Origin of the sequence: Robertmurraya mangrovi, assembly GCF_034427655.1 — a bacterium.
In the GTDB taxonomy this organism is placed as follows: Bacteria; Bacillota; Bacilli; order Bacillales; family Cytobacillaceae; genus Robertmurraya_A; species Robertmurraya_A mangrovi.
Map to the genome: position 1 here is coordinate 16105 of NZ_JAXOFX010000027.1, position 20962 is coordinate 37066.

Annotated in this window: 23 protein-coding genes; 17 read left to right on the plus strand and 6 right to left on the minus strand. The window is 36.0% G+C overall.

Annotated elements, in window-relative coordinates; translation table 11 throughout:
* Positions 1–118 precede the first annotated feature (118 nt).
* Complete coding sequence (locus SM124_RS22755) at positions 119–571, minus strand: cupredoxin domain-containing protein (RefSeq protein WP_322448791.1); 453 nt, start codon at positions 569–571, stop codon at positions 119–121.
* A gap of 258 nt (positions 572–829) precedes the next feature.
* On the opposite strand from SM124_RS22755, the gene SM124_RS22760 reads away from it, so the two are divergent.
* Positions 830–2053, plus strand: coding sequence for a DHH family phosphoesterase (locus tag SM124_RS22760; RefSeq protein WP_322448792.1), 1224 nt, complete (start codon positions 830–832; stop codon positions 2051–2053).
* A 158-nt stretch (positions 2054–2211) separates the two neighbouring features.
* Positions 2212–3378, plus strand: coding sequence for a D-alanyl-D-alanine carboxypeptidase family protein (locus tag SM124_RS22765; protein WP_322448793.1), 1167 nt, complete (start codon positions 2212–2214; stop codon positions 3376–3378).
* A gap of 65 nt (positions 3379–3443) precedes the next feature.
* Here SM124_RS22765 and SM124_RS22770 read toward each other — a convergent pair whose 3' ends face one another.
* Positions 3444–3689 (minus strand): YkuS family protein, encoded by a 246-nt coding sequence (locus tag SM124_RS22770; RefSeq protein ID WP_322448794.1) that lies wholly within the window; start codon positions 3687–3689, stop codon positions 3444–3446.
* Positions 3690–3793: 104 nt separating this feature from the next.
* Between SM124_RS22770 and SM124_RS22775 the strand changes: the two genes are divergently transcribed.
* Both SM124_RS22775 and SM124_RS22780 read left to right on the plus strand, forming a co-directional pair.
* Positions 3794–3931: a YuzL family protein gene (locus SM124_RS22775; RefSeq protein ID WP_322448795.1), complete on the plus strand. Its 138-nt coding sequence runs from the start codon at positions 3794–3796 to the stop codon at positions 3929–3931.
* Between the two features lie 523 nt (positions 3932–4454).
* Complete coding sequence (locus SM124_RS22780) at positions 4455–5420, plus strand: NERD domain-containing protein (protein WP_322448796.1); 966 nt, start codon at positions 4455–4457, stop codon at positions 5418–5420.
* 112 nt (positions 5421–5532) lie between these two features.
* On the opposite strand, the gene SM124_RS22785 is transcribed toward SM124_RS22780, so the two are convergent.
* Positions 5533–7152 carry an ABC-F family ATP-binding cassette domain-containing protein gene (locus tag SM124_RS22785; protein ID WP_322448797.1) on the minus strand — a complete coding sequence of 540 codons (1620 nt, stop codon included), beginning with the start codon at positions 7150–7152 and terminating at the stop codon, positions 5533–5535.
* Between the two features lie 175 nt (positions 7153–7327).
* On the opposite strand from SM124_RS22785, the gene SM124_RS22790 reads away from it, so the two are divergent.
* Both SM124_RS22790 and SM124_RS22795 read left to right on the plus strand, forming a co-directional pair.
* Positions 7328–9691 (plus strand): penicillin acylase family protein, encoded by a 2364-nt coding sequence (locus SM124_RS22790; RefSeq protein ID WP_322448798.1) that lies wholly within the window; start codon positions 7328–7330, stop codon positions 9689–9691.
* Positions 9692–9797: 106 nt separating this feature from the next.
* A complete protein-coding gene (locus SM124_RS22795; protein WP_322448799.1) occupies positions 9798–9935 on the plus strand; it encodes a hypothetical protein in 138 nt (45 codons plus the stop codon).
* Between the two features lie 80 nt (positions 9936–10015).
* Here SM124_RS22795 and SM124_RS22800 read toward each other — a convergent pair whose 3' ends face one another.
* Positions 10016–10618 (minus strand): SCO family protein, encoded by a 603-nt coding sequence (locus SM124_RS22800; protein WP_322448800.1) that lies wholly within the window; start codon positions 10616–10618, stop codon positions 10016–10018.
* A 247-nt stretch (positions 10619–10865) separates the two neighbouring features.
* On the opposite strand from SM124_RS22800, the gene SM124_RS22805 reads away from it, so the two are divergent.
* Complete coding sequence (locus tag SM124_RS22805; protein WP_407691442.1) at positions 10866–10970, plus strand: YjcZ family sporulation protein; 105 nt, start codon at positions 10866–10868, stop codon at positions 10968–10970.
* Positions 10971–11095: 125 nt separating this feature from the next.
* Here the strand turns inward: SM124_RS22805 and SM124_RS22810 are convergent, their stop codons facing one another.
* Positions 11096–12580, minus strand: coding sequence for an aldehyde dehydrogenase family protein (locus SM124_RS22810; protein ID WP_322448802.1), 1485 nt, complete (start codon positions 12578–12580; stop codon positions 11096–11098).
* Positions 12581–12927: 347 nt separating this feature from the next.
* On the opposite strand from SM124_RS22810, the gene SM124_RS22815 reads away from it, so the two are divergent.
* The 9 genes from SM124_RS22815 to SM124_RS22855 all read left to right on the plus strand — a co-directional run bounded on the left by SM124_RS22815 (position 12928) and on the right by SM124_RS22855 (position 19283).
* Complete coding sequence (locus SM124_RS22815; RefSeq protein ID WP_322448803.1) at positions 12928–13320, plus strand: CidA/LrgA family protein; 393 nt, start codon at positions 12928–12930, stop codon at positions 13318–13320.
* On the plus strand, positions 13295–13987 hold the full coding sequence (locus tag SM124_RS22820) for an LrgB family protein (RefSeq protein WP_322448804.1): 693 nt from the start codon (positions 13295–13297) through the stop codon (positions 13985–13987). The genes SM124_RS22815 and SM124_RS22820 overlap by 26 nt, the downstream gene beginning before the upstream one ends.
* A 447-nt stretch (positions 13988–14434) precedes the next feature.
* A complete protein-coding gene (locus tag SM124_RS22825; protein ID WP_322448805.1) occupies positions 14435–16369 on the plus strand; it encodes an endonuclease MutS2 in 1935 nt (644 codons plus the stop codon).
* 203 nt (positions 16370–16572) lie between these two features.
* Positions 16573–17751, plus strand: a complete 1179-nt coding sequence (locus SM124_RS22830) for an MFS transporter (protein WP_322448806.1) — start codon at positions 16573–16575, stop codon at positions 17749–17751.
* 169 nt (positions 17752–17920) lie between these two features.
* Positions 17921–18184: a hypothetical protein gene (locus SM124_RS22835; protein WP_322448807.1), complete on the plus strand. Its 264-nt coding sequence runs from the start codon at positions 17921–17923 to the stop codon at positions 18182–18184.
* A gap of 116 nt (positions 18185–18300) precedes the next feature.
* Positions 18301–18402 carry a YjcZ family sporulation protein gene (locus SM124_RS22840; protein WP_322448808.1) on the plus strand — a complete coding sequence of 34 codons (102 nt, stop codon included), beginning with the start codon at positions 18301–18303 and terminating at the stop codon, positions 18400–18402.
* A 50-nt stretch (positions 18403–18452) separates the two neighbouring features.
* A complete protein-coding gene (locus SM124_RS22845) occupies positions 18453–18593 on the plus strand; it encodes a YjcZ family sporulation protein (protein ID WP_322448809.1) in 141 nt (46 codons plus the stop codon).
* Between the two features lie 372 nt (positions 18594–18965).
* On the plus strand, positions 18966–19106 hold the full coding sequence (locus tag SM124_RS22850) for a hypothetical protein (protein ID WP_322448810.1): 141 nt from the start codon (positions 18966–18968) through the stop codon (positions 19104–19106).
* 15 nt (positions 19107–19121) lie between these two features.
* Positions 19122–19283, plus strand: a complete 162-nt coding sequence (locus SM124_RS22855; RefSeq protein WP_322448811.1) for a hypothetical protein — start codon at positions 19122–19124, stop codon at positions 19281–19283.
* Positions 19284–19369: 86 nt separating this feature from the next.
* Here the strand turns inward: SM124_RS22855 and SM124_RS22860 are convergent, their stop codons facing one another.
* On the minus strand, positions 19370–20431 hold the full coding sequence (locus tag SM124_RS22860; protein ID WP_322448812.1) for a sulfite oxidase: 1062 nt from the start codon (positions 20429–20431) through the stop codon (positions 19370–19372).
* Positions 20432–20625: 194 nt separating this feature from the next.
* Between SM124_RS22860 and SM124_RS22865 the strand changes: the two genes are divergently transcribed.
* Positions 20626–20766 carry a hypothetical protein gene (locus SM124_RS22865; RefSeq protein WP_322448813.1) on the plus strand — a complete coding sequence of 47 codons (141 nt, stop codon included), beginning with the start codon at positions 20626–20628 and terminating at the stop codon, positions 20764–20766.
* Positions 20767–20962 lie beyond the last annotated feature (196 nt).

The window sequence follows — 20962 nt, forward strand, 5'->3', positions numbered from 1 at the left end:
AAATTAAATATATAAAAATGTTGGAGGATATATGCGGATGAAAAGTGAATGGACTTTAGTGCGAAGAAAAGGTGAGGCTGCTTTGTTTACTGTAACAACAAAACAGCCTCAGAGCACATTAATCAACTACAATATAAGCAATCATTGGGCCACTACTGTTTTTATCAGGGTGTGTTAAACAGATAAGTCTGTATGTACCTTCTTGATCAAATTGAAGATCCACAACCGTTTCCTCACCTTTTTTCACAGTCCCTTTAATGTTGGTACCTTCAATCATAAATGGATGTTCTTTTCCGTTTACACCGTAAATCACTAATTTAACTTTTTCACCCTTGTTAATAAGAATGGTTCCAGGATCCCATCTGTAAGCCTCAATTTCTTTACCATCCTCTGTTGTAGACTTAAATTCACCTGTAACCATATGAATGACTCTAGCTTGATCTTGAGATGGCTGATTCATAACGGGTAGTGTATTTAGATTCATGTAGTACCAAACTGAAGCTGATGCTATCGTAAGGAAAATAAGTAGAATAAAGACTAAAGAACGTTTCTTAATAACTAGAAATTGCATAAACACCCCTCCTATAAGTTGTCCATACATTATATGCGTACTAGGAGGTAGAACTTGTCTACTTTTTTGAAATGGTTCAAATTCTTTGGAAATTAATTCTAGAGTGTTGTTGAAGGACTTATTCGTTAACAACAATCTGTATAGAAAAATTCCAAAACTACAAACTAAACTGTACAACTCTTTTCTAAAATCGTTGTTGTTTATATTGAAGAAGGACAGCTATTTTTAGAAAAAGATTATTTTTTTAAGGTGATGGGAATGTACCAACTATTTACACATAATGACTTAGACGGAGTAGGGTGCGGAATCGTGGCTAAGATTGCGTTTAAAGATCAAGTTGAAGTTAGTTATAATTCTGTCATGGGTCTCAATCATCAGGTGGCTCGTTATTTAGAAAGGGCCAATGATAAAAGAAATAAAGACAAGTTCGTGTTTATTACAGATTTATCAATCAACGAAGAGAACACGAAGAGAGTAGATGAATTTGTAAAGAACCGTGGAAGGCTCAAGTTAATTGACCATCACAAAACAGCTCTTCATTTTAATGACTATAGCTGGGGGAGTGTAAGAGTAGAGTACGATGATGGGCGTTTAGCATGTGCCACTTCCTTATTTTATGAGTATTTAATTCAGCATCGGTTAATTGAACCAACACCAGCTCTACACGAATTTGTTGAGCTTGTTCGTCAGTACGATACTTGGGAATGGGATGAAAATGACAATATTACTGCGAAGCACTTAAATGACTTATTTTTCATGGGCTCTATAGAAGATTTTGAAGAGAAGATGGTTGCGAGAATTCAAAAGAGTAGACATTTTGAATTTGACGAATTTGAGAAAAAGCTTTTAGAAATGGAAGAGGAAAAAATTGAGCGCTACATAAGAAGAAAGAAGAGAGAAATTGTTCAAACGTTTATTGGTGATTATTGCGCTGGAATTGTTCATGCTGAGAATTATCACTCAGAACTGGGAAATGAGCTAGGAAAAGAAAATGAACACCTCGATTACATCGCCATTTTAAATCTAGGTGGAAAAAAGATTAGTTTTAGAACCATCCATGATCATGTTGATGTCTCTGCCATCGCTGATTTATATGGAGGGGGCGGTCATGCAAAAGCAGCGGGCTGTTCTATTAATGAAGAAGCATATGAACTGTATGTAAAAGGAGCGTTTATAACTGAACCTATGAGACAAGATGCCTTTCGAAATCATTTCAATTTAAAAAACACTCCTCAAGGAAGTCTATACGAAAATCGTAAAGAAGATAAATTTTTTATTTATATGACAGGGGAGCATCATTGGGTTGTTGAAGAAAATGGTGAGCGTCATGAGCAAATATTTGATAGTTTTAGGGAAGCGGAAAAGTATGTTAAAAGGAATCATGCCGCTTGGTTGACTAGAGATGATCATTTTGTTGATTATTTAAGGGATTTTATGATGAAAATGAAAACAGATGAATCACTTGAAAACACCGAGCATTGAATAGATGAAAAGAGGCTGTCTCAAAGTTGGGACAGTCTCTTTTTGTAAATAAATGGTATAAAATTTTCGTTTCGATAACAAATACTAGAATTAGGAGAAACTATAAGATAATTCTGTTAAAATCAAAAAGTATCCTAATATAGACAAGGTGTGTAAAGGTGAAAAAGTTAATTTTAATAATAATGCCTTTATTCTTATTTTTATCGATTCAAATAAAGGCGGTAGCAAGCAACGAGCAAGACCTAAATATCGTTAGTAAGGCTGCAATATTGATTGATTCCAAATCTGGGGCTGTATTATTTGAAAAAAATGCCCAGAAAAAAATGTATCCTGCTAGTTTAACAAAAATCGCAACGGCTATATATGCGATTGAAAAAGGGAATCTTGATGAAATGGTAACCGTTAGTGAGGAATCAGTTCAAGTTGATGGTACAAGAGTATACTTAAATCCTGGGGAACAAGTTCCTTTAAGGAAGTTGGTTCAAGGAATGTTAATAAATTCTGGAAATGATGCGGCACATGCCATTGCTGATCATCTTCACGGTGACATAGAAACTTTTTCTGATCATCTAAATCAATTTTTAAAGGCTGAGGTAGGGGTGAATCATACTCATTTTACGAATCCTCATGGGCTCTTTGATAAGAAACATTATACAACCGCATATGATCTAGCCCTTATCACCAATTATGCTTTGAAAAGCCCTGATTTTAAGGAGATTTTTGGTACGAAGGAGTTGCCTTGGCAAGGTAAATCTTGGGATACGACGATCTATACTCATCATCGATTGCTCAAAGGTGAAATTCCATTTGAAGGAATTACGGGAGGAAAAACAGGCTTTGTAAACGAGTCTAGGCAAACACTTGCCACGACTGCCCATAATGAGCAAATAGAGTTAACAGCTGTCGTTTTAAAAGCAGATTTTAAAAATGATATATATAAAGACACAATGACTTTGCTGGACTATGGCTATACTCATTATCGGACAAGCTCGTTAGAAAAGGATACTGAGTACCGTCATGGTGATGAAAAGTTTGTGTTAGAAAAGGATACCATCGTTACAGTGCCAATAGAGGGGCCGATTCTGAATGTTTCTGCTGCTGGTGAACTTTTTATCCAAAATGATCATGAAGTAATCATTCAAACGATTCCACTGACACCACTAGTGAAAGAAGAGGCTGTTGTTGCTAAAGCAGAGCCTTTGAAAGAGGATGGTGCGAAGGGATCTATTGCACGTGACAATAGTAGGGTTTATATGTTGATTACAGCCGCTCTTTTGAGTGTGGGTTTAGTGTGGTTCATTCTCAAAAGAAGGGTATATAGATAGTATGTTTTGTGTTAAATGAAGAACACCGTTCGGCTTTTGAACGGTGTTTATTTATGCGAGAAAAACTATAAATTCATTTTATTTTCAACTTGTCGACATACTTCGTCAGCTGAAAGTCCGTTCGCTTCAATAACTGCAGCATTCGTAACAGTGTCACTCATACCCATAACGTTTGAGTCAAGCCCTGTAATAACACAGCAATCACAGCCCTGAACATCACTCTCTTGACGTAGTTCAACCACGTCGTAACCCTTTTCACGTAGTGCTTCTTGCACATTAGTAAGAGATTGTTCTACTCCAATTTTCGCCATTACTAACACCTCCTCCCATCATAGCATGCGACAAGGTTGAAAAAATATTCCCCTCGTATAAAAATGACTTTAGCAACAGAAAGTAAGCAAGGGAGGTGTTACCTGTGAGCAAACGCAAAAAAGACCCATCAACCATCGGACTAGGCTCTCCGCAAGTGGAAGGCCAGGGCACAACTAATACTGAGACTGGTGGAGTGAAAAGAGACTCTGCTAGAAGAAAGACGAAAAAGCAAGATGTGTAAGGGGGGCTCGCCGGAATTGGCGGGCTTTTTTTGAGTGGTGAGTAGGGGGCGGAATGTGTTTGGATTCGTTCGCAAAATTAATTGGATTTTTCGCAAGATTATTGTAGTTTTCGCAAGAATAAATGGATTTACGCAAAAATATTGGTTTTCGCAAGAATATATGGATTTTCGCAAGATTATTGTAGTTTTCGCAAGAATAAATGGATATTCGCAAAAATATTGGTTTTCGCAAGAATATATGGATTTTTGCAAAATAATGGGTTTTCTCAAGCATACATGGATTTACGCAAAATAATGGGGGTTTCACAAGAATAACAGCAAAAGTATTGTGTTCGCAAAATTAATCAGATTTTCGCAAAATTATTGTGGTTTTCGCAAGAATAATAAGTTTTTCGCAAAATTATTCCGCTTTTCGCAAAAATAAATATAATCTCGCAAAAAAAGTAATCCTACACTTTTTCTAAGGAGGAATTAGAGGACCTGATGAAGAATCTCTTAAGCAAAAAAGGAGGATGATTACATTTTGATAGTAAAAGAACGGAAATTTCCAATAAAAATTAAAAAGAGAGCGGCACTACACCGTAGAATAAAAGAGGACCACCCCAAAAGGGAACTTATTACATCAGATTTTAATAAAAGCTTAGCTGGTTACAAAGGGGAAAAATCAGTCGACTATTTTTTAAACTACTTTCCTACAAATGAATTTCATATTTTCCACGATTTGCGGCTCCCACATGAAGATTACCACTTCCAAATCGATACTCTTTTACTTTCCAACTCATTTGCTCTGATTTTAGAAGTTAAGAATATATATGGAACTCTATTTTTTGATTCTGACTTTAACCAATTGATTCGAACGACTAAAGAAGACATTGAAGAGTGTTTTCCGGATCCGATTCTTCAAGTAAAAAGACAAAGGTTACAGCTACTTCATTGGATTCATTCCAAATATAACCTAACTATACCTGTTGAATGTTTTGTGGTTATTAGCAACTCCTCTAGTATTATAAAAACCAATAATCACGAATTAACACCAGAAATAGTCATTCACAGTCATGCTTTAATTGATAAAATCGAAATAATTAAATGTAAATACAAAAATGATAAGATAGATAACACCAAGAGAAGAAGAATAACAAAGCATTTATTAAATAACCATGAACCAGGAAGTTTCCCTGTTCTGGAACGTTATGATATTTCAAAACAAGATATAATAAATGGGGTTGTTTGCCCGTCCTGTCAGAAGCTGAGTATGATACGAAAGCACGCAACCTGGCTTTGTATTCATTGCTACCACGTTGATAAGTATGCACATCAAAATGCAATAGACGATTATTTTCTTCTATTTGATAGTCCCATAAACAATAAACTAGCCCGTGATTACTTAAAAATTGATTCAATTTATACCGCAAACAGATTGCTCCAATCAATGAACCTTGATCAATCTGGCTCAACAAAAGGCAAACTTTACCACCCACCACCAAACTAACTTACCCTTACCAATCAAACAAACTCCCATCAATCAAACAACTCCCACCAATCAAACCAACTCCCACCAATCAAAAAAAGAGAGCCCCACAATCAGGACTCTCCCATCACAATTATTTATACATTTCCTCAACTTGCTTTTGAATATCAGCATTCTCTAAATACTCATCATATGTCATTTGCTTGTCAACTAGGCCGTTTGGAGTGATTTCCATGATACGGTTAGCGATTGTTTGGATGAATTGATGGTCATGAGATGAGAACATAAGTGAACCTTTGTAGTTGATTAAACCGTCATTCACTGCTGTAATCGACTCTAGGTCTAAGTGGTTCGTTGGCTCATCTAGTAGCAATACGTTTGCTCCACTTAACATCATTTTTGAAAGCATACAACGTACTTTTTCTCCTCCAGATAATACGCTTGCTTTCTTAAGAACTTCTTCACCAGAGAATAGCATTCTTCCTAAGAACCCACGTAGGAAGCTTTCGCTTTGATCGTTCGGAGAGAATTGACGTAACCAGTCAACTAAGTTTAGTTCGCAACCATTAAAGAACTCAGAGTTATCTTTAGGGAAGTAAGCTTGAGAGGTTGTGATACCCCATTTGAATGTACCGCTATCTGCTTCCATTTCACCCGTTAAGATTTTAAATAAAGCTGTTTTTGCTAGCTCATTTGTTCCAACTAGGGCAATTTTATCTTCTTTATTCATGATAAAGCTGATGTTATTTAAAACTTTCACACCATCAATCGTTTTTGTTAAACCTTCTACACGTAATAAATCATTACCGATTTCACGTTCTGGTGTAAAGCCTACATATGGGTAACGACGAGAAGATGGCTTAATATCGTCTAGCTCAATTTTATCAAGTAGCTTCTTACGAGAAGTTGCTTGCTTTGATTTAGATGCATTTGCACTGAATCGGGCAATAAAGGCTTGTAGTTCTTTAATTTTTTCTTCTTTTTTCTTATTTTGGTCAGATGCCATTCTTGCTGCTAATTGGCTAGACTCATACCAGAAATCATAGTTACCAACATAGATTTGAATTTTACCGAAATCAAGGTCAGCGATGTGCGTACATACTTTATTTAAGAAGTGACGGTCATGGGATACAACAATGACTGTATTCTCAAAATTAATTAGGAATTCTTCTAACCATTGAATCGCTTTAATGTCTAGATGGTTCGTAGGCTCATCCAGTAGTAGAACGTCCGGTTGACCAAAAAGAGCTTGTGCTAATAATACTTTCACTTTCTCAGAACCCGTTAAATCTTCCATTTTCTTCGTATGGAATTCTTCTGTAATACCAAGACCTTTTAAAAGAATAGCTGCTTCAGATTCAGCTTCCCAACCATTTAGTTCGGCAAACTCGCCCTCAAGCTCCGCTGCTTTCATACCGTCTTCATCTGTAAAATCAGCTTTCATATAGATAGCATCTTTTTCTTGCATAACTTCATAAAGTCTTTTATGACCCATGATAACTACTTTTAACACTTCAAACTCTTCGTACTCATAGTGGTTCTGCTTTAACACAGCAAGTCTCTCACCAGGACCTAAGTGAACTCCACCTGTTTGTGCCTCAATTTCACCAGATAATATTTTTAAAAATGTAGATTTACCTGCACCGTTAGCGCCAATTAGACCATAACAGTTACCAGGATTAAATTTGATATTAACTTCTTCAAAAAGCTTACGGTCACCATAACGTAAACTTACATCAGTTACTGTAATCATTTATTTTCCTCCAAAACACAAAATATCTTTCATTATAGCACTTTTATAGCGAGAGGGGAATTTTTTATCCCCCAACCAAGAAATGGTGAGGTAAACTATTATTTTCAAAAAATTTCGAATTCAGAAGGAATCTTTAAAGCTCTATCGAATAATTAAGCATAAAGGAGGTAGGAGTATGGAATTAGGAAGACAAAAACAAGTAAAAAAAATAAATTGGAAGAAAATAGGCTTATGGACTATTAGCTCAATTGTTATTTTAATATTAGTTGTTGGGGTATCATTGTATGGTTATGTAGCAAGGTCTTTACCTAAAACAACTGGAGAAGTAAAAATATCAACACTTGATAATGTGGTAGAAGTTATTCGAGATACTCATGGCGTTCCACATATAAAAGCGGCCTCTGAACGAGATTTGTTCATCGCACAAGGCTATGTTCAGGCTCAAGACCGCTTATTTCAAATGGACTTAAGTAGGAGACAGGCTTCTGGTAGATTAAGTGAAGTAGTAGGGGAAGCCGCAGTAGACCGAGATAAGTATTTCCGGACATTGGGATTAAGAAGGGCTGCTGAATTATCACTGAAGCAATATTCAGGTGTTCCTTTACAAAGCTTAGAGTGGTTTGCTGAAGGGGTTAATCAATACATTAATGAATTAAGAGATAGCGGCAAATGGCCAATTGAGTTTAAGTTAATGGGATATGAGCCTGAAGATTGGACACCTGTTGATTCATTAACGATTGGAAAATTCATGGGGTTTGACTTAGGTGGGCATTGGGAAGATCAAGCATTCCGCCATTATTTACTGCAGAATTTTCCAGAAGAAAAGGCCTATGATTTATTCCCGTCTTATCCAAAGGATGCACCATTTATCCTAAGCAAAGAAGAACTAGATGTTGAAGCTAGTTTTGCAAGCGCTGTCATACCGCATGAGTTTAACGGAAGTAACAACTGGGTAGTTAGCGGGGAAAAAACCGCTTCTGGAAAACCACTCTTAGCTGATGACCCTCATTTGTCTTTGGCAACACCATCCATATGGTACCAAATGCAGCTAGAAGCACCTACATTTAATGTAAGTGGGGTTATTTTTGCTGGGATTCCTGGAATTATACTAGGTCATAACGAACATATCGCGTGGGGAGTAACGAACACAGGACCAGACGTTCAAGATTTATATATTGAAAAAAGAAACCCTGAGAATAAAGATGAATTTTTATATAACGATGAATGGGAAAAAGCTCAGATTGTTAAAGAACCAATTAAAGTAAAAGATAAACCGACGATTGATTATGAGGTAACGATCACTAGGCATGGTCCAGTAGTATCCGAATTTGCAGCGGACAGTGGTAAAGATACGGTTTTGTCTTTACAATGGACCGCTTTGCAAGCATCAAATGAGTTAGAAGCAGTACTAAACATGAATAAAGCAAAGAATTGGGATGAGTTTGAAAAAGCCCTTGAACAATTCCATACACCAACTCAGAATTTTGTATTTGCCTCCCAAGACGGAACGATCGCTTATAAAGCGAATGGAAGAATTCCTATTCGTAAAAAAGGGGATGGACTACTTCCTGTACCAGGTTGGACGGATGAATACGAATGGATTGGATATGTCCCTTATGATGAACTACCAAGAGTGATTAATCCTAAGGAAGGTTTTATATCCACAGCTAACAATAAGGTTATAAACGATGAATATCCTTATCATATTAGTCACAACTGGGCACAGCCTTATCGACAAATGAGAATACAGGAATTTATTCAGACAAATGACAAATTAACCGTTGATGATATGCAAGCACTGCAAATGGACTTAATGAATTTGCAAGCAAGAGAGTTTGTTCCAGTATTTGTAGATCAGTTGAAGTCTAATGAGGAACAGAAGGTTAAAAAAGCACTAAGCATCCTAAAAAATTGGGATTATATCGATAACAAGGAGGAAGCTGCACCGCTCATTTTTAACCTTTGGATGAGAAAAATACAAGATACTTTATTTAAGGACGAAATATCTAATGAAATGATGAACTTGTTTGGTGGAAAAAGGCAGGCTGTTGATGAGCTTCTTCGTAGAGCCGATGAAGGAAATCCTGGTCCATGGATAGAAGAAAAGGGTGGCCTTAAAATCGTATTAGAGAAGTCTCTTAAACTAGCATTGTCGGAGATTGAAAGTTTACAAGGTAGTGAACTAGAGGATTGGAAGTGGGGGGAATACCATCAGGTTGCATTTACACACCCGCTATCAAGTATCAAACCTTTAAATTATTTGTTTAATAGAGAAGGCACGATGCCGGTAGGTGGGAGCCAGGTTACTGTACAGGCAGCAGCCTTTAGAGATGATGGCATTGTTAATCACGGTGGTTCTTGGAGATTTGTCATCGATACGGCTGATATGAATAAAGGTTATCACTTAGTAGGCCCTGGTCAATCAGGACATCCACTTAGCAAATGGTATCACAATCAAATGGAAGAATGGGTTGACGGAATCTATCATGCGAACGATCTTCATGGTAGTGAAGGGAAACAATTGATATTAACTCCTTAATGATTAATTTTCATATGATATTTTATTAAAATTTGGAAAATTGCGTAGATTTTTCATCAAAATGTTGTAGAATAGTGTTATCAGGTTTTTTAAAGGAGTTTATATTATGCCTAAAAAGACACTCATTGAATTAGTTGAAAGTTTAAAGAAATCTGGGATACAAGTTAGCTTTACTAAACCAAGATCAGAATCATTATTATTACTCCCACCATGTAAAACATTAACTTCTACAACAAATTGTTAAAACAATCATATAAAAAGAAGACGAGGCAATTCACCCGTCTTCTTTTCATCTAATCAGTACTGTCTGTTATTAACTTGTTATTATTCTAATTCTTTCATAATCTTCGAAAATACTTCTTCACGGTTAAAATCTTCGCCCATTGGAAACTTTTTAATAAATTTATTATTCTCATCAACTAGAAAAACAAAGGTTGAGTGTACATAGAAGCCGTCTCCAGGATCTCTGTATTGGAATTGGAAGGTTCCAGCTAATTCTTCAATCTGTTTCATGTCCTTTTTTAATTGGTTATGATCTCCCGTTAGGAACAACCAGTTACCATCCTCTACAATTTCGAAGTGTTCCATATGCTTTTTTAATACTTCAGGAGTGTCACGATAAGGGTCAATTGTTACAGAGAGGAACTGAATATCACTTCCGAATACTCCTTCTTTTTCAAGGTCTTTTTTCAATAAGTTCATTTTCATCGTAGTTGTTGGACAGATATCGGGACAATGTGTATACATAAATTCAACAAGCTTTAGATTCTTTTTTGTTTTAGAGAAGTCGTATACCTCATTATTCATCGTCACTAATTTTGTATCTTCTGGTATCGTAGCGTTTGCGTCACGTACCAAAAAGAATGAAATGCCCGCAGCAATCCCGGCGAACACAATAATGGAGCAAATTAAATAGATTTTTTTCATTATGTTCCCTCCTAATATTTATAAGATAAAGAATTCTGAAGGGAAATCCTATGGACATATTGTGAACAAAGTTAATAATATCCACGTTGTCACTGTTTTTATATATTTTTCTGTTATCTGTGAGGCCTTATTTTCATGGAGCTTGTCTATAGGCATAAACACAAACTAAATAAACTAGGTAAAATACCTATACTTTTGTTTCTCTCATGAATAATATGTGAAGGAAAACGATAAAGGAGGTTATACCATGGGAGCAACAGGTTACGGTTTTGGTGGAGGATTTGCATTATTGGTAGTCCTATTTATTCTTCTGATTATCATTGGTGCAGGTTATAGAGGTTACGGTTACTAAAAACTAATATAAAGACATAAGGAATATTGGAAGTTCTGATTCCCCCCTCATGCGTCCAAGTGTTCCTTGAGTTAAAGTCATATAAAAAGCGAGTGATATTCAATCACTCGCTTCTTTGCATTTAGTTAATTCATAGAAATCCAGACACTCTTAACTTCTGTATAGTTCTCTAAAGCATAAGAGCCCATTTCACGTCCGATACCGGATTGTTTGTAACCGCCAAAAGGTGAAGCGGCATCAAATGCATTGTAGCAGTTAACCCAAACCGTACCTGCACGTAAATTATTCGCAATATAGTGTGCTTGAGCAACGTCTCTAGTCCATACACCTGCGGCTAAACCGTATTCGCTATTATTAGCACGAGAAATTAGCTCATCTAAATCCTCATATGGCATAGCTGAAATGACAGGTCCAAAAATTTCTTCTTTTGCAATTGTCATGTTATCGTCAACATTTGCAAAGATAGTAGGGGAGACGAAATACCCTTGCTCATATGGCTTAGTTCCACCCACTAATAGTTCTGCACCTTCATTTAAACCTTTTTCAATATATCCTAATACACGATTTTGTTGTTCCGTTGATACTAATGGACCAATTTGTGTATCTGAATGGATACCTGAGCCTTGCTTAATGTTTTTCGCGTGACTAACCATATCAGCAACGACATTATCGTATTGCTTTTTCTGGATAAATACGCGAGAACCTGCACAGCAAACTTGCCCTTGGTTAAACATTACTCCGTTTAACGCACCAGGAATTGCTTTCGTAAGGTCAGCGTCTGGTAAAATAATATTAGGGGATTTTCCACCTAATTCTAATGTAACGCGTTTTAATGTTTTAGCTGCTCTTTGCATAATCAGTCTTCCAACTTCAGTTGACCCAGTGAATGCAATTTTGTCCACTAACGGATGATCCACTAATGGTTGACCAGCTGTTTCACCAAAACCAGGAACGATATTGATAACACCAGCAGGGAATCCAGCCTCTTCCATTAACTCTGCTAAGTATAACGCTGATAATGGAGTTTGCTCAGCTGGTTTCAGTACGATCGTACAGCCTGTAGCTAGGGCCGCACCTAATTTCCACATCGCCATTAATAATGGGAAGTTCCAAGGAATGATTTGTCCAACAACCCCAACAGCTTCGTGTCTAGTATAGTTAAAGAATGGACCGTTAACAGGAATCGTTTGTCCAACGATTTTCGTCGCCCATCCTGCATAATAACGCATATGTTCAATTGCTAAAGGAATATCTGCATTTGAAGTTTCACGAATTGGTTTTCCATTGTCCAATGTTTCTAATTGAGCCAGTTCTTCGCTATGTTGTTCCATTAAGTCAGCAAGTTTGTACATAAGGCGGCTTCTTTTAGCTGTGCCCATTTTTGACCATGGACCCTCATCGAAAGCTTTTCGAGCAGCTCTTACAGCTTTATCAATATCCTCTGGTCCTGCTTCAAAAACAGTTGCTAATACTTCACCTGTAGCTGGATTATAAGTATCAAATGTTTTTTGTGAAGTGCTCTCAACAAATTCACCGTTGATATATAATTTTTTCTTCCCACTTAAAAACTTCTCTACATTTTCTTTTAATTGAACAGTTAGTTGGCTCATACAATTCCTCCCCAATTCATTTTCCTATGTAAAATAGTAGGAAGCGTAAATCTAGCTTGGATACGCTTACATTTCTATCGTAACACTCTGAAAATCTATCAATCAAGAAAAAATAGACGCAATTTTCTGATAAAAAATGACAGTATCATTCGACTATCTTAGGAATCAATATTATAAACATTATCAAATTTAATTAAAATGTTTGATTATCCTAATTAATAGTTGAATCTGTGCTATTACAGATGATAATATTGTTATATTTATATATTATATAAATCTATTTCTTCATGTCGATTTTTGTACAAACTTAACCAATTATTTGGGATAACTAGAGGTAATGATCTATTATGAAAAAACTATTAAAACTTCTTATTCAGTTGTTCATTTTACTAGTATTTAATCAAGTCGGTATTATTTTAGTAGATTCATTTCATATTCCGTTACCAGGAAATGTACTTGGAATGGTGTTATTGTTCCTTTGCCTTTTGACAGGTATTGTGAAGTTGAGCTGGGTTGACGAAACATCAACCATCTTAATTAAACATCTAGCCTTCTTCTTCATCCCCATATCGGTTGGGTTGATGACGTTAGGCTCAATTTTTATGTATAATGGCTTTGCCTTACTAACAGTCATTACAATTAGTGCTTTTATTGGTATTATTCTTTCTGGTTTATCTTCTCAATTTTTTGTTAAAAAGAGGGGAGGAATAGAAGTTGAATCTGCTCATAACCATATATAGTTTAGTAGTAACCATCCTGGTCTATTTAGTTTCAAGGAAGGTTGCACAGAAATTTCCTTCCCCTTTTACAACACCAGTATTTCTTAGTACAACGTTAATCATTGTTATTCTTCTATTCAGTCATATTACTTACGAAGAATATGCCATTGCGAAAGATATTATGACCTATTTGCTTGGTCCGGCTACTGTTGCTTTAGCAGTTCCCTTATATAAGCATCGTTTTATTGTATTAAATAACTTAATCCCAGCTATCATTGGTTTAACCGTTGGGAGCATTTCAACCATTCTAGTTGCTATTATGCTGGCGAAATGGTTTCATCTTAAAGAACTCATTCTTGCTTCCATGAGTATTAAGTCTATTACCATCCCGGTTGCGGCTGAAGTTTCTAAAATTATTGGAGCGGATGCCGTATTAGTTGCCGGATTTGTCATGATTACAGGGATGTGCGGCGCCATGTTTGGTCCACCCATTATGAACATGTTGAGAATTAAGCACCCATTTGCTCGAGGTTTGTCCATGGGAACTATTGCACATGGGATAGGCACAGCTGAGGTAGCGAAAGAAGGAGAGCTTCAGGGGGCTGTTGCCGGCATTGCTATGGGGTTAGCGGCTGTTTTTACATCGTTAGTAATTCCATTTCTACTTCCGGTTTTATTAAAATGGTAAATTTGTTGACAAAAAGGTATACATTAACATAAGATGAAAAAGTAATTAAATTTGGTTTTTAAAGGAGTATGTTTTATGTTAGGTGTCGTTCTTAACTAATCCGTTAATTTCATACGGTCATTCCAGACAGCTTTCTATTGAAAAATTCAGTTTAGAAGGTTTATTTATCTATGGGATGAAAAGTTAAGAACAATGGTCATAACAAAGCATACAGTGTATAGAACTGTTAAGCCGTGTTCATTTTGAGTACGGCTTTTTTGTTTAACTTTATTTGGAAAGTGGGAATTAGATCTACTCCACTATCTACAGTTAAACGATGTTCTTTTAGCACAATAGTATTCTTTACATGAGTTGCTTAGGCTAACTCTATTTTTAGACCGTAATGGACATTGTTCATTATGGTCTTTTTGCGTTTAAAAACATCTATTATATCTGGAGGAAAAAACATTGAATCAACAAACATTCCAAACACTTGAATTTGGGCGTATTAAAGAAAGAATTTCACAATTTACCTTATCTGATTCTGGAAAAGAGAGAGTGTTAAACTTAAAACCATCTATTAATAAAAAACAAATTGAAGCGTGGTTAGACGAGGTAACTGAAGCGGTTGAAATATTAAAGAAAAGTGCCAGTGTTCCCATACATGGGCTTGATGGTGTAGAGATTTTACTGCAATCAATTAATAAAGGCATTCCATTAAGACCAGATCAGTTAGTAAAGCTTTATGATTTCCTAGATTGCTGTGTGAAAATTAGAAGATATATGAAAGACAAAGAATTTATAGCACCAAGGGTTTCTTTATATGTACACTCCATTGAAGAACTTCCATTTTTAGCGGAAGAAATTAATCGCTGTATTCGCAATGGGCAAATAGATGATTACGCTAGCAAGGAATTACTAAGAATTAGAAAACAAATCTCCATTCAGGAAGATCGTTTAAAAGATAAGTTAAACCAAATGATAAAATCAGCTAAATATAAAGCCTATTTACAAGAAAGTGTGGTTAGTTCTAGGGATGGTAGATATGTCATCCCTGTGAAAAAAGAATATAAAAATAAAATTAAAGGTGCAGTATTAGATAAGTCGGCCTCAGGCTCTACTTTGTATATTGAACCGGAAGAGCTCAGCAGCTATCAAGATCAATTAAACTGGCTAAGGGCAGATGAAGAACAGGAGATTGAGAAAGTTCTTCAATATTTAACTGGCCTTGTCGAAGGAAAGGAAAAGGAAATTCTATTAGCTGTTGAAACGATGATTCATTATGATGTGCTCTTTGCAAAAGCAAAATATAGTAGAAGCATAGATGGTACGAGTGTACTTTTAAACGAATCGCATTATATTCACCTAAAAAATGCTAGACATCCTTTACTAGAAGAGAATGCAGTACCACTTACCATTGAATTAGGGAAAAATGAGGCTCATGCCCTTGTTATTACCGGACCCAATACAGGTGGGAAGACCGTCACGATTAAGACAGTAGGGCTCCTCACGTTAATGGCTCAATCAGGCATTCATATCCCTGTTGAAAAGGAAAGTTCCATTAGTATTTATCAGCACATTTTAGTTGATATTGGTGATGGGCAAAGTATTGAGGAAAACCTGAGTACTTTTAGCTCAAGAATTGTAAATATTATTGAAATTTTAAAAGAAACGAATGACCGCTCTCTAGTTTTATTGGATGAGTTGGGATCTGGAACGGACCCGGCAGAAGGAATGGGTTTAGCTACTGCCATATTAGAACAGCTTTATAAAAAAGGAGCCACTCTATTAGCCACTACACATTACAGTGAGATAAAGGATTTTGCGAATCAGCATGAAGGTTTTATAAACGGTTCAATGGAATTTGACTTAGAGACATTACGTCCAACCTACCGTTTAATTATTGGAAAAGGCGGAGAGAGTCAAGCGTTTGCAATCGCGCTAAAGCTTGGAATTCATCCTGCTATCATTGAAAAAGCTCATAAGATTACGTATAAAGAAGAGAAAGTGTATGAAATGACAAATGATGATGTTCATTATCAAAAAGAATTAGATAAACAAATGATTATTAACCGTCATATTAACCGTTATAAGAATGAAGATTCAGCTAAACAGGAAATCGTACCACATTATAATCAAGGGGATAATGTATTAATAACAAAAACAGGTGAGTTCGGAATCATTTATAAAGGACCGGATTCAGCGGGTAATTATATCGTACAAGTGAAAAGCGAAAAGATAACCATTAACCATAAGAGGTTAAAGTTGTATATTGCGGCTAATGAGTTGTACCCAGAAGATTATGATTTTGATATTATTTTTGAAACGAAGGAAAATAGAAAAGCGGATAAAATATTGAGTAAGAGACATGTTGAAGGACTAACGATAGAGAATAAAAATTAGGAACGAGCCTCTTGGGATTTACCCAAGGGGTTTTAACCATACTAGAGGTTAAACTTTTGTTTAGTAGGTAGCCTCAACCTCAAACTTAAGCATGCACTTTACAAAAAATTGATAATTAACTATATTTCGGTTTTGGAAGTATTTTTCTTGAAATAGTGGTACAATGTAAACAGTTTTTGGAAATGCAGATGGGGGATACATAAGTGGAGACAGATGTTAAACAGAACTTATTAACACTAAAAGGATTTTATTTATTTGCATTCTTAGGATTTGGAGGACTTTTCCCACTGTTAAGCGTGTATTTAAGTGAAACAGTTGGTTTGAACGGTTATCAAATAGGAACCATTATGTCTATTGGACCGATTATCATGATTTTCTTCCAACCTTTGTGGGGATTTGTCTCGGATTTAACGAGTTCACCCATTAAAATTTTAACCATTACCACTTTCTTTACTGGATTAAGTGCTTTAGGGTATGTATTTTTTGATACGTATTATTTGCTTTTAATGACAGCAATCCTAATCGCTATTTTCCAGAGTGCGATTATACCCGTTTCGGACAGCCTTTCTTTAAAGTACACGTCAAAAGTGAAATATAATTATGGAAATGTCCGTTTATTCGGATCACTTGGATTTGGTATTGCGGTATTTGTAATGGGGAGACTTTCTGAAAAACATCCAGATTATATCTTTTACAGTTTTTTAATCTTCTTGACCGTTGCATCAATGATTGCCTTTAAAATCCCAAAGGAAAAAACAACTGCTCCGAAAAATTTATTAGGTGGGGTTAAAGAAATCTTAACTTATAAAAAGTTCATTATCTTTTTAGCGATTACGTTTTTGATTTTTGGTCCTAACTTAGCTAATAATACTTATTTCGGTTTATTTGTGGAAGATAGCGGAGGAACGTATACAGGGATTGGAATCGCTTTTTTAGTTGCCGTATTATCGGAAGTTCCTTTTATGAGAGTAGCTGGTGGATGGATTAATAGGTTAGGACTCCTTCAAGTAGCCACAATAGCGGGAGTTGTGTCACTTGTTAGATGGATCTTTTATTTTACTGAGCCTAGCTTAACATTAATATATGCAACCGCTGTTATGCAGGGGTTTTCGATTGGATTGTTTATCCCTGCCGGACTTCAATATATTAGGGACATTGCACCTGTTCACATTGTTGCCACTGCCATTACCTTATATTCTGCAATTGGAAATGGTTTTGGTAACTGGTTCTGTACTTTTGCGGGAGGAATCATTTATGAGGAATACTCCATCTATGGAGTTTATCTATTTTTTGCTTTGCTTTCTTTAATCGGTGTATTTTTGAATATTTGGCTCATTAAAGAAGAAAAAGGTAGTAGTGCTGTTCAACATGCAGTTAGTTAGTCATCGTACTAAATCATATTTCTCATAATTTAACTGAGGTATACAAGTATAAGTTGCTTGTATACCTTTTTTATTTATATATATTTCCACACCAGCCCTATACGTTTGTCCATGCACATATGGATAAGCATCATATGATGTTAATGACTAGAAATGGGGAGGTGATTACATGTCAGTCGGCCGTTATCATCGCTTATGTAGTAGAGGCATCGGTAGACCCGTTAGACTTACGATGAGAGATGGAAGTGTTCATAATGGGGTTATTGACCGAGTTGATTCACATAGGGTGTATCTACGACCTTTTGGAGGTACTCGAGGTGGAAGAGGCTACGGTGGGTTTGCCTACCCATATTACGGATGGTGGGGATTTGGTGCAGGATTCGCTTTAGGTGCGATTGTTGGATTAGCTTTCCTTCCTTGGTTTTGGATCTAACCTTAAGAACCATTATGCAAAAAAATGATGATTTTAATAAAACTCTTATATTCGCCCATGCAAGACAACCCATGCCCACATACAATGCTTGTAGATGCCATGGGAGGTGGTAATGAATGGGCGCAGCTGGATATGGCTACGGCGGTGGTTTCGCTTTAATCGTCGTTTTATTTATACTGTTAGTTATTGTAGGTGCCGCTTTCGTTGGTTGGTACTAAACGATAAGGTACGTTGAATGAAGGTTTAAAATCGAAAGGATGTGCTAATTATGTACGGCTATGGATACGGTGGTTGCGGTTATGCTGCACCAGTTGCAGGAGTTGGTTATGGCGGAGGCGGAGGTTTCGCTTTAATCGTTGTATTGTTTATCTTATTAATTATTGTAGGTGCAGCATTTGTAGGTTGGTAAAATCTAGAAGAGACTTAAAAACCTGTTTCCCTGTGAAACAGGTTTTTTACTGTTTATGAAATTAAAAAAACTTCGCATTGTGGATAACTCTTTAACATTGAGTGTCCCCGTCCAGCTCCAGCGCCTAGTCTCTCGAGATCAAATAACCTTCAACCCTAAAATTCGAAAACCAGACTTTTAGGGTTGAAGAACATTTGCTTGTCGGGGCTGACCGAGGCGCTTGCGCTTTTGTTACCGTATCCAATCTTACTTATAATAGCAAAACCACATTATTTTCATCTGCTTGTAAAGAATAAGATACATAACCAGTTCGGTTATATGGGAATGAACACTTCAGGAACGAGTCAAACTTATGTTAGGAGGGTATCTAAGATGGGAAATAATGATAAACAAAACTTAGATGATTATAACCGAGATGATTATAGGCGTAAAGATGAATTTCCTTCAGATTTGTCGAGGTCCCATGAACAAGATACCGGTGAGATTCAAGATAAACAACATTCAAATAAATAAAAAGGAGTTTTTCTAATGTCACCAAAAGAAGCGCAAGATAATGCTAATCAATATAAAATGCCAAAGGCCCTTAAAGAAAAAAGAACAGCATCTTACAGAGTTGGATATACGGCAACAACAGGAAATCAAACAGACGGCGAACCGGAATTAGGGAAGCGTTCTGATTGGGAAAATTAATGCATATGTCAAAAGGAATTGTCTTTAGTGGGCAATTTCTTTTTTGTTGAGGACAACCTAACGAACTTCTAGTCTAAATAAACCCATCACTCAACCTTTACTGTTACGGAGGAAACGGCATTGTACCCATAACCTTTACGATTCCAAAATGGTTCTTCAGGCTGTACTCGTCCCTCACTATCAGTTGCTCGGGATTTTATGGTATATTCCCCCTTATTTTTTACTTCCCATTCGTAAGACCACCTTACCCATGAGTAAGATTCATTACTTAAATATTTTATAAATACGGTGTTCCACGTTTTTCCATTATCTGTACTAATTTCTACTTTTTTAATAGTGCCTTTGCCGGTCCATGCTATTCCTGTTATTACATGTTTTCCAGTATCTAGAATTTCAAAATCTAATGGCTTTTGAATCGTAGAGTTTACAATTAAGACCGTTACAGGAAATTTCCCTTTATCAGTTTCTTTGTTTGGGTAATAAACATAGTCGACATTTTGGAAGGGGCCATTGAATTCATGATCGATAACAACAATCCACTGAAGCCATTTTACAGAAGCCATTGCATACCAGCTTGGTACAATGAGGCGAAGGGGGAATCCATGCTTGAAGGTAATTGGTTTATCGTTGTATTCATAAGCTATTAGTGTATCAGGATCTAAAGCTTTTGAGATAGGAAGGCTTCTTGCGTAATAAAATAACCCCAACATATCCGTCCTTTTACCAAAATCCTTTCCTATAAAAACAATTTCTTTTGCAGTAGGGGAGATATGTAAAGGACTTAGTAAATCTCTTAAGGATATTCCTCTCCACTTCCCTTGACTAATGGCTCCCTCTTCCCATTGTTCACCATAAACCTTAGGAACAAATTTAGAACGTTTATTCCCAGCACATTCTAATGGTACTACAATGGACTTACTTTTCATGGAGAGTATATTACGATAGCTAATAAAGGTAGTATTTGAAACTAACCCATCAACCATTAAACCGAAATGCATATCATAAAAATGAGGGTACGAAAAATGATTTCTTAAGTAAAAATATTCTTCAGGAGTTTTCCACTTAGATAAGAAATGAATAGGTGACTCTTGATTCTCAGGATTCAAATTTTTAGTTGTTAAGTAAGGAATAACGTTTACTTGATGCATTCTTTTCACCTTCTTTCAAGGATAATTTTATTTTCCTGTATGAGAAATAGAACACTAAAAAACAATGAACTAAATATTCTGAAAAATATTGACTAAAGTTAATTTATTTTATACAATGAAGAAAAGTTTCGTAAGGGCAAAAAAATAACAACAGTCTAATTTTTATGACCTTATCTAACATAGGAGGAAAACATATGGGTCAGACAAAGTACATTCAACAAAGTGAAAAATACAGCGATAAGATTGTCGTTAATCGGACGAAACGATTTCTGTTAACCAGTTTACCAGTATCAATAGCAGTGGTTGTTTTCTACGCTGTTAAGTTCTTTTCTTAATTCAACTACCTAATATTTGTGCCTAACACGTTACGAACGTGTTTTTTTGTTATAAAAAGAAGTAACCTTGGTACTGCACCCCAAAAGTTAGAGTAGAAATCTAACTTTTGGGGTGTTTTTTGTATGTCGAAGTATAGTGATCAATTTAAGTTGAAGGTTGTTAAGGAATATCTTGAAGATTCTTTGGGATATAAGT

What these genes read in the sequence shown, in the direction of transcription:
- SM124_RS22860 (WP_322448812.1), bottom strand. Translation starts at nt 20,431, where the DNA reads ATGCATCAAGTAAACGTTATTCCTTACTTAACAACTAAAAATTTGAAT.
- SM124_RS22800 (WP_322448800.1), bottom strand. Translation starts at nt 10,618, where the DNA reads ATGAAAAAAATCTATTTAATTTGCTCCATTATTGTGTTCGCCGGGATT.
- SM124_RS22845 (WP_322448809.1), top strand. Translation starts at nt 18,453, where the DNA reads ATGTACGGCTATGGATACGGTGGTTGCGGTTATGCTGCACCAGTTGCA.
- SM124_RS22850 (WP_322448810.1), top strand. Translation starts at nt 18,966, where the DNA reads ATGGGAAATAATGATAAACAAAACTTAGATGATTATAACCGAGATGAT.
- SM124_RS22770 (WP_322448794.1), bottom strand. Translation starts at nt 3,689, where the DNA reads ATGGCGAAAATTGGAGTAGAACAATCTCTTACTAATGTGCAAGAAGCA.
- SM124_RS22785 (WP_322448797.1), bottom strand. Translation starts at nt 7,152, where the DNA reads ATGATTACAGTAACTGATGTAAGTTTACGTTATGGTGACCGTAAGCTT.
- SM124_RS22855 (WP_322448811.1), top strand. Translation starts at nt 19,122, where the DNA reads ATGTCACCAAAAGAAGCGCAAGATAATGCTAATCAATATAAAATGCCA.
- SM124_RS22795 (WP_322448799.1), top strand. Translation starts at nt 9,798, where the DNA reads ATGCCTAAAAAGACACTCATTGAATTAGTTGAAAGTTTAAAGAAATCT.
- SM124_RS22790 (WP_322448798.1), top strand. Translation starts at nt 7,328, where the DNA reads ATGGAATTAGGAAGACAAAAACAAGTAAAAAAAATAAATTGGAAGAAA.
- SM124_RS22865 (WP_322448813.1), top strand. Translation starts at nt 20,626, where the DNA reads ATGGGTCAGACAAAGTACATTCAACAAAGTGAAAAATACAGCGATAAG.
- SM124_RS22810 (WP_322448802.1), bottom strand. Translation starts at nt 12,580, where the DNA reads ATGAGCCAACTAACTGTTCAATTAAAAGAAAATGTAGAGAAGTTTTTA.
- SM124_RS22805 (WP_407691442.1), top strand. Translation starts at nt 10,866, where the DNA reads ATGGGAGCAACAGGTTACGGTTTTGGTGGAGGATTTGCATTATTGGTA.
- SM124_RS22815 (WP_322448803.1), top strand. Translation starts at nt 12,928, where the DNA reads ATGAAAAAACTATTAAAACTTCTTATTCAGTTGTTCATTTTACTAGTA.
- SM124_RS22760 (WP_322448792.1), top strand. Translation starts at nt 830, where the DNA reads ATGTACCAACTATTTACACATAATGACTTAGACGGAGTAGGGTGCGGA.
- SM124_RS22840 (WP_322448808.1), top strand. Translation starts at nt 18,301, where the DNA reads ATGGGCGCAGCTGGATATGGCTACGGCGGTGGTTTCGCTTTAATCGTC.
- SM124_RS22755 (WP_322448791.1), bottom strand. Translation starts at nt 571, where the DNA reads ATGCAATTTCTAGTTATTAAGAAACGTTCTTTAGTCTTTATTCTACTT.
- SM124_RS22835 (WP_322448807.1), top strand. Translation starts at nt 17,921, where the DNA reads ATGTCAGTCGGCCGTTATCATCGCTTATGTAGTAGAGGCATCGGTAGA.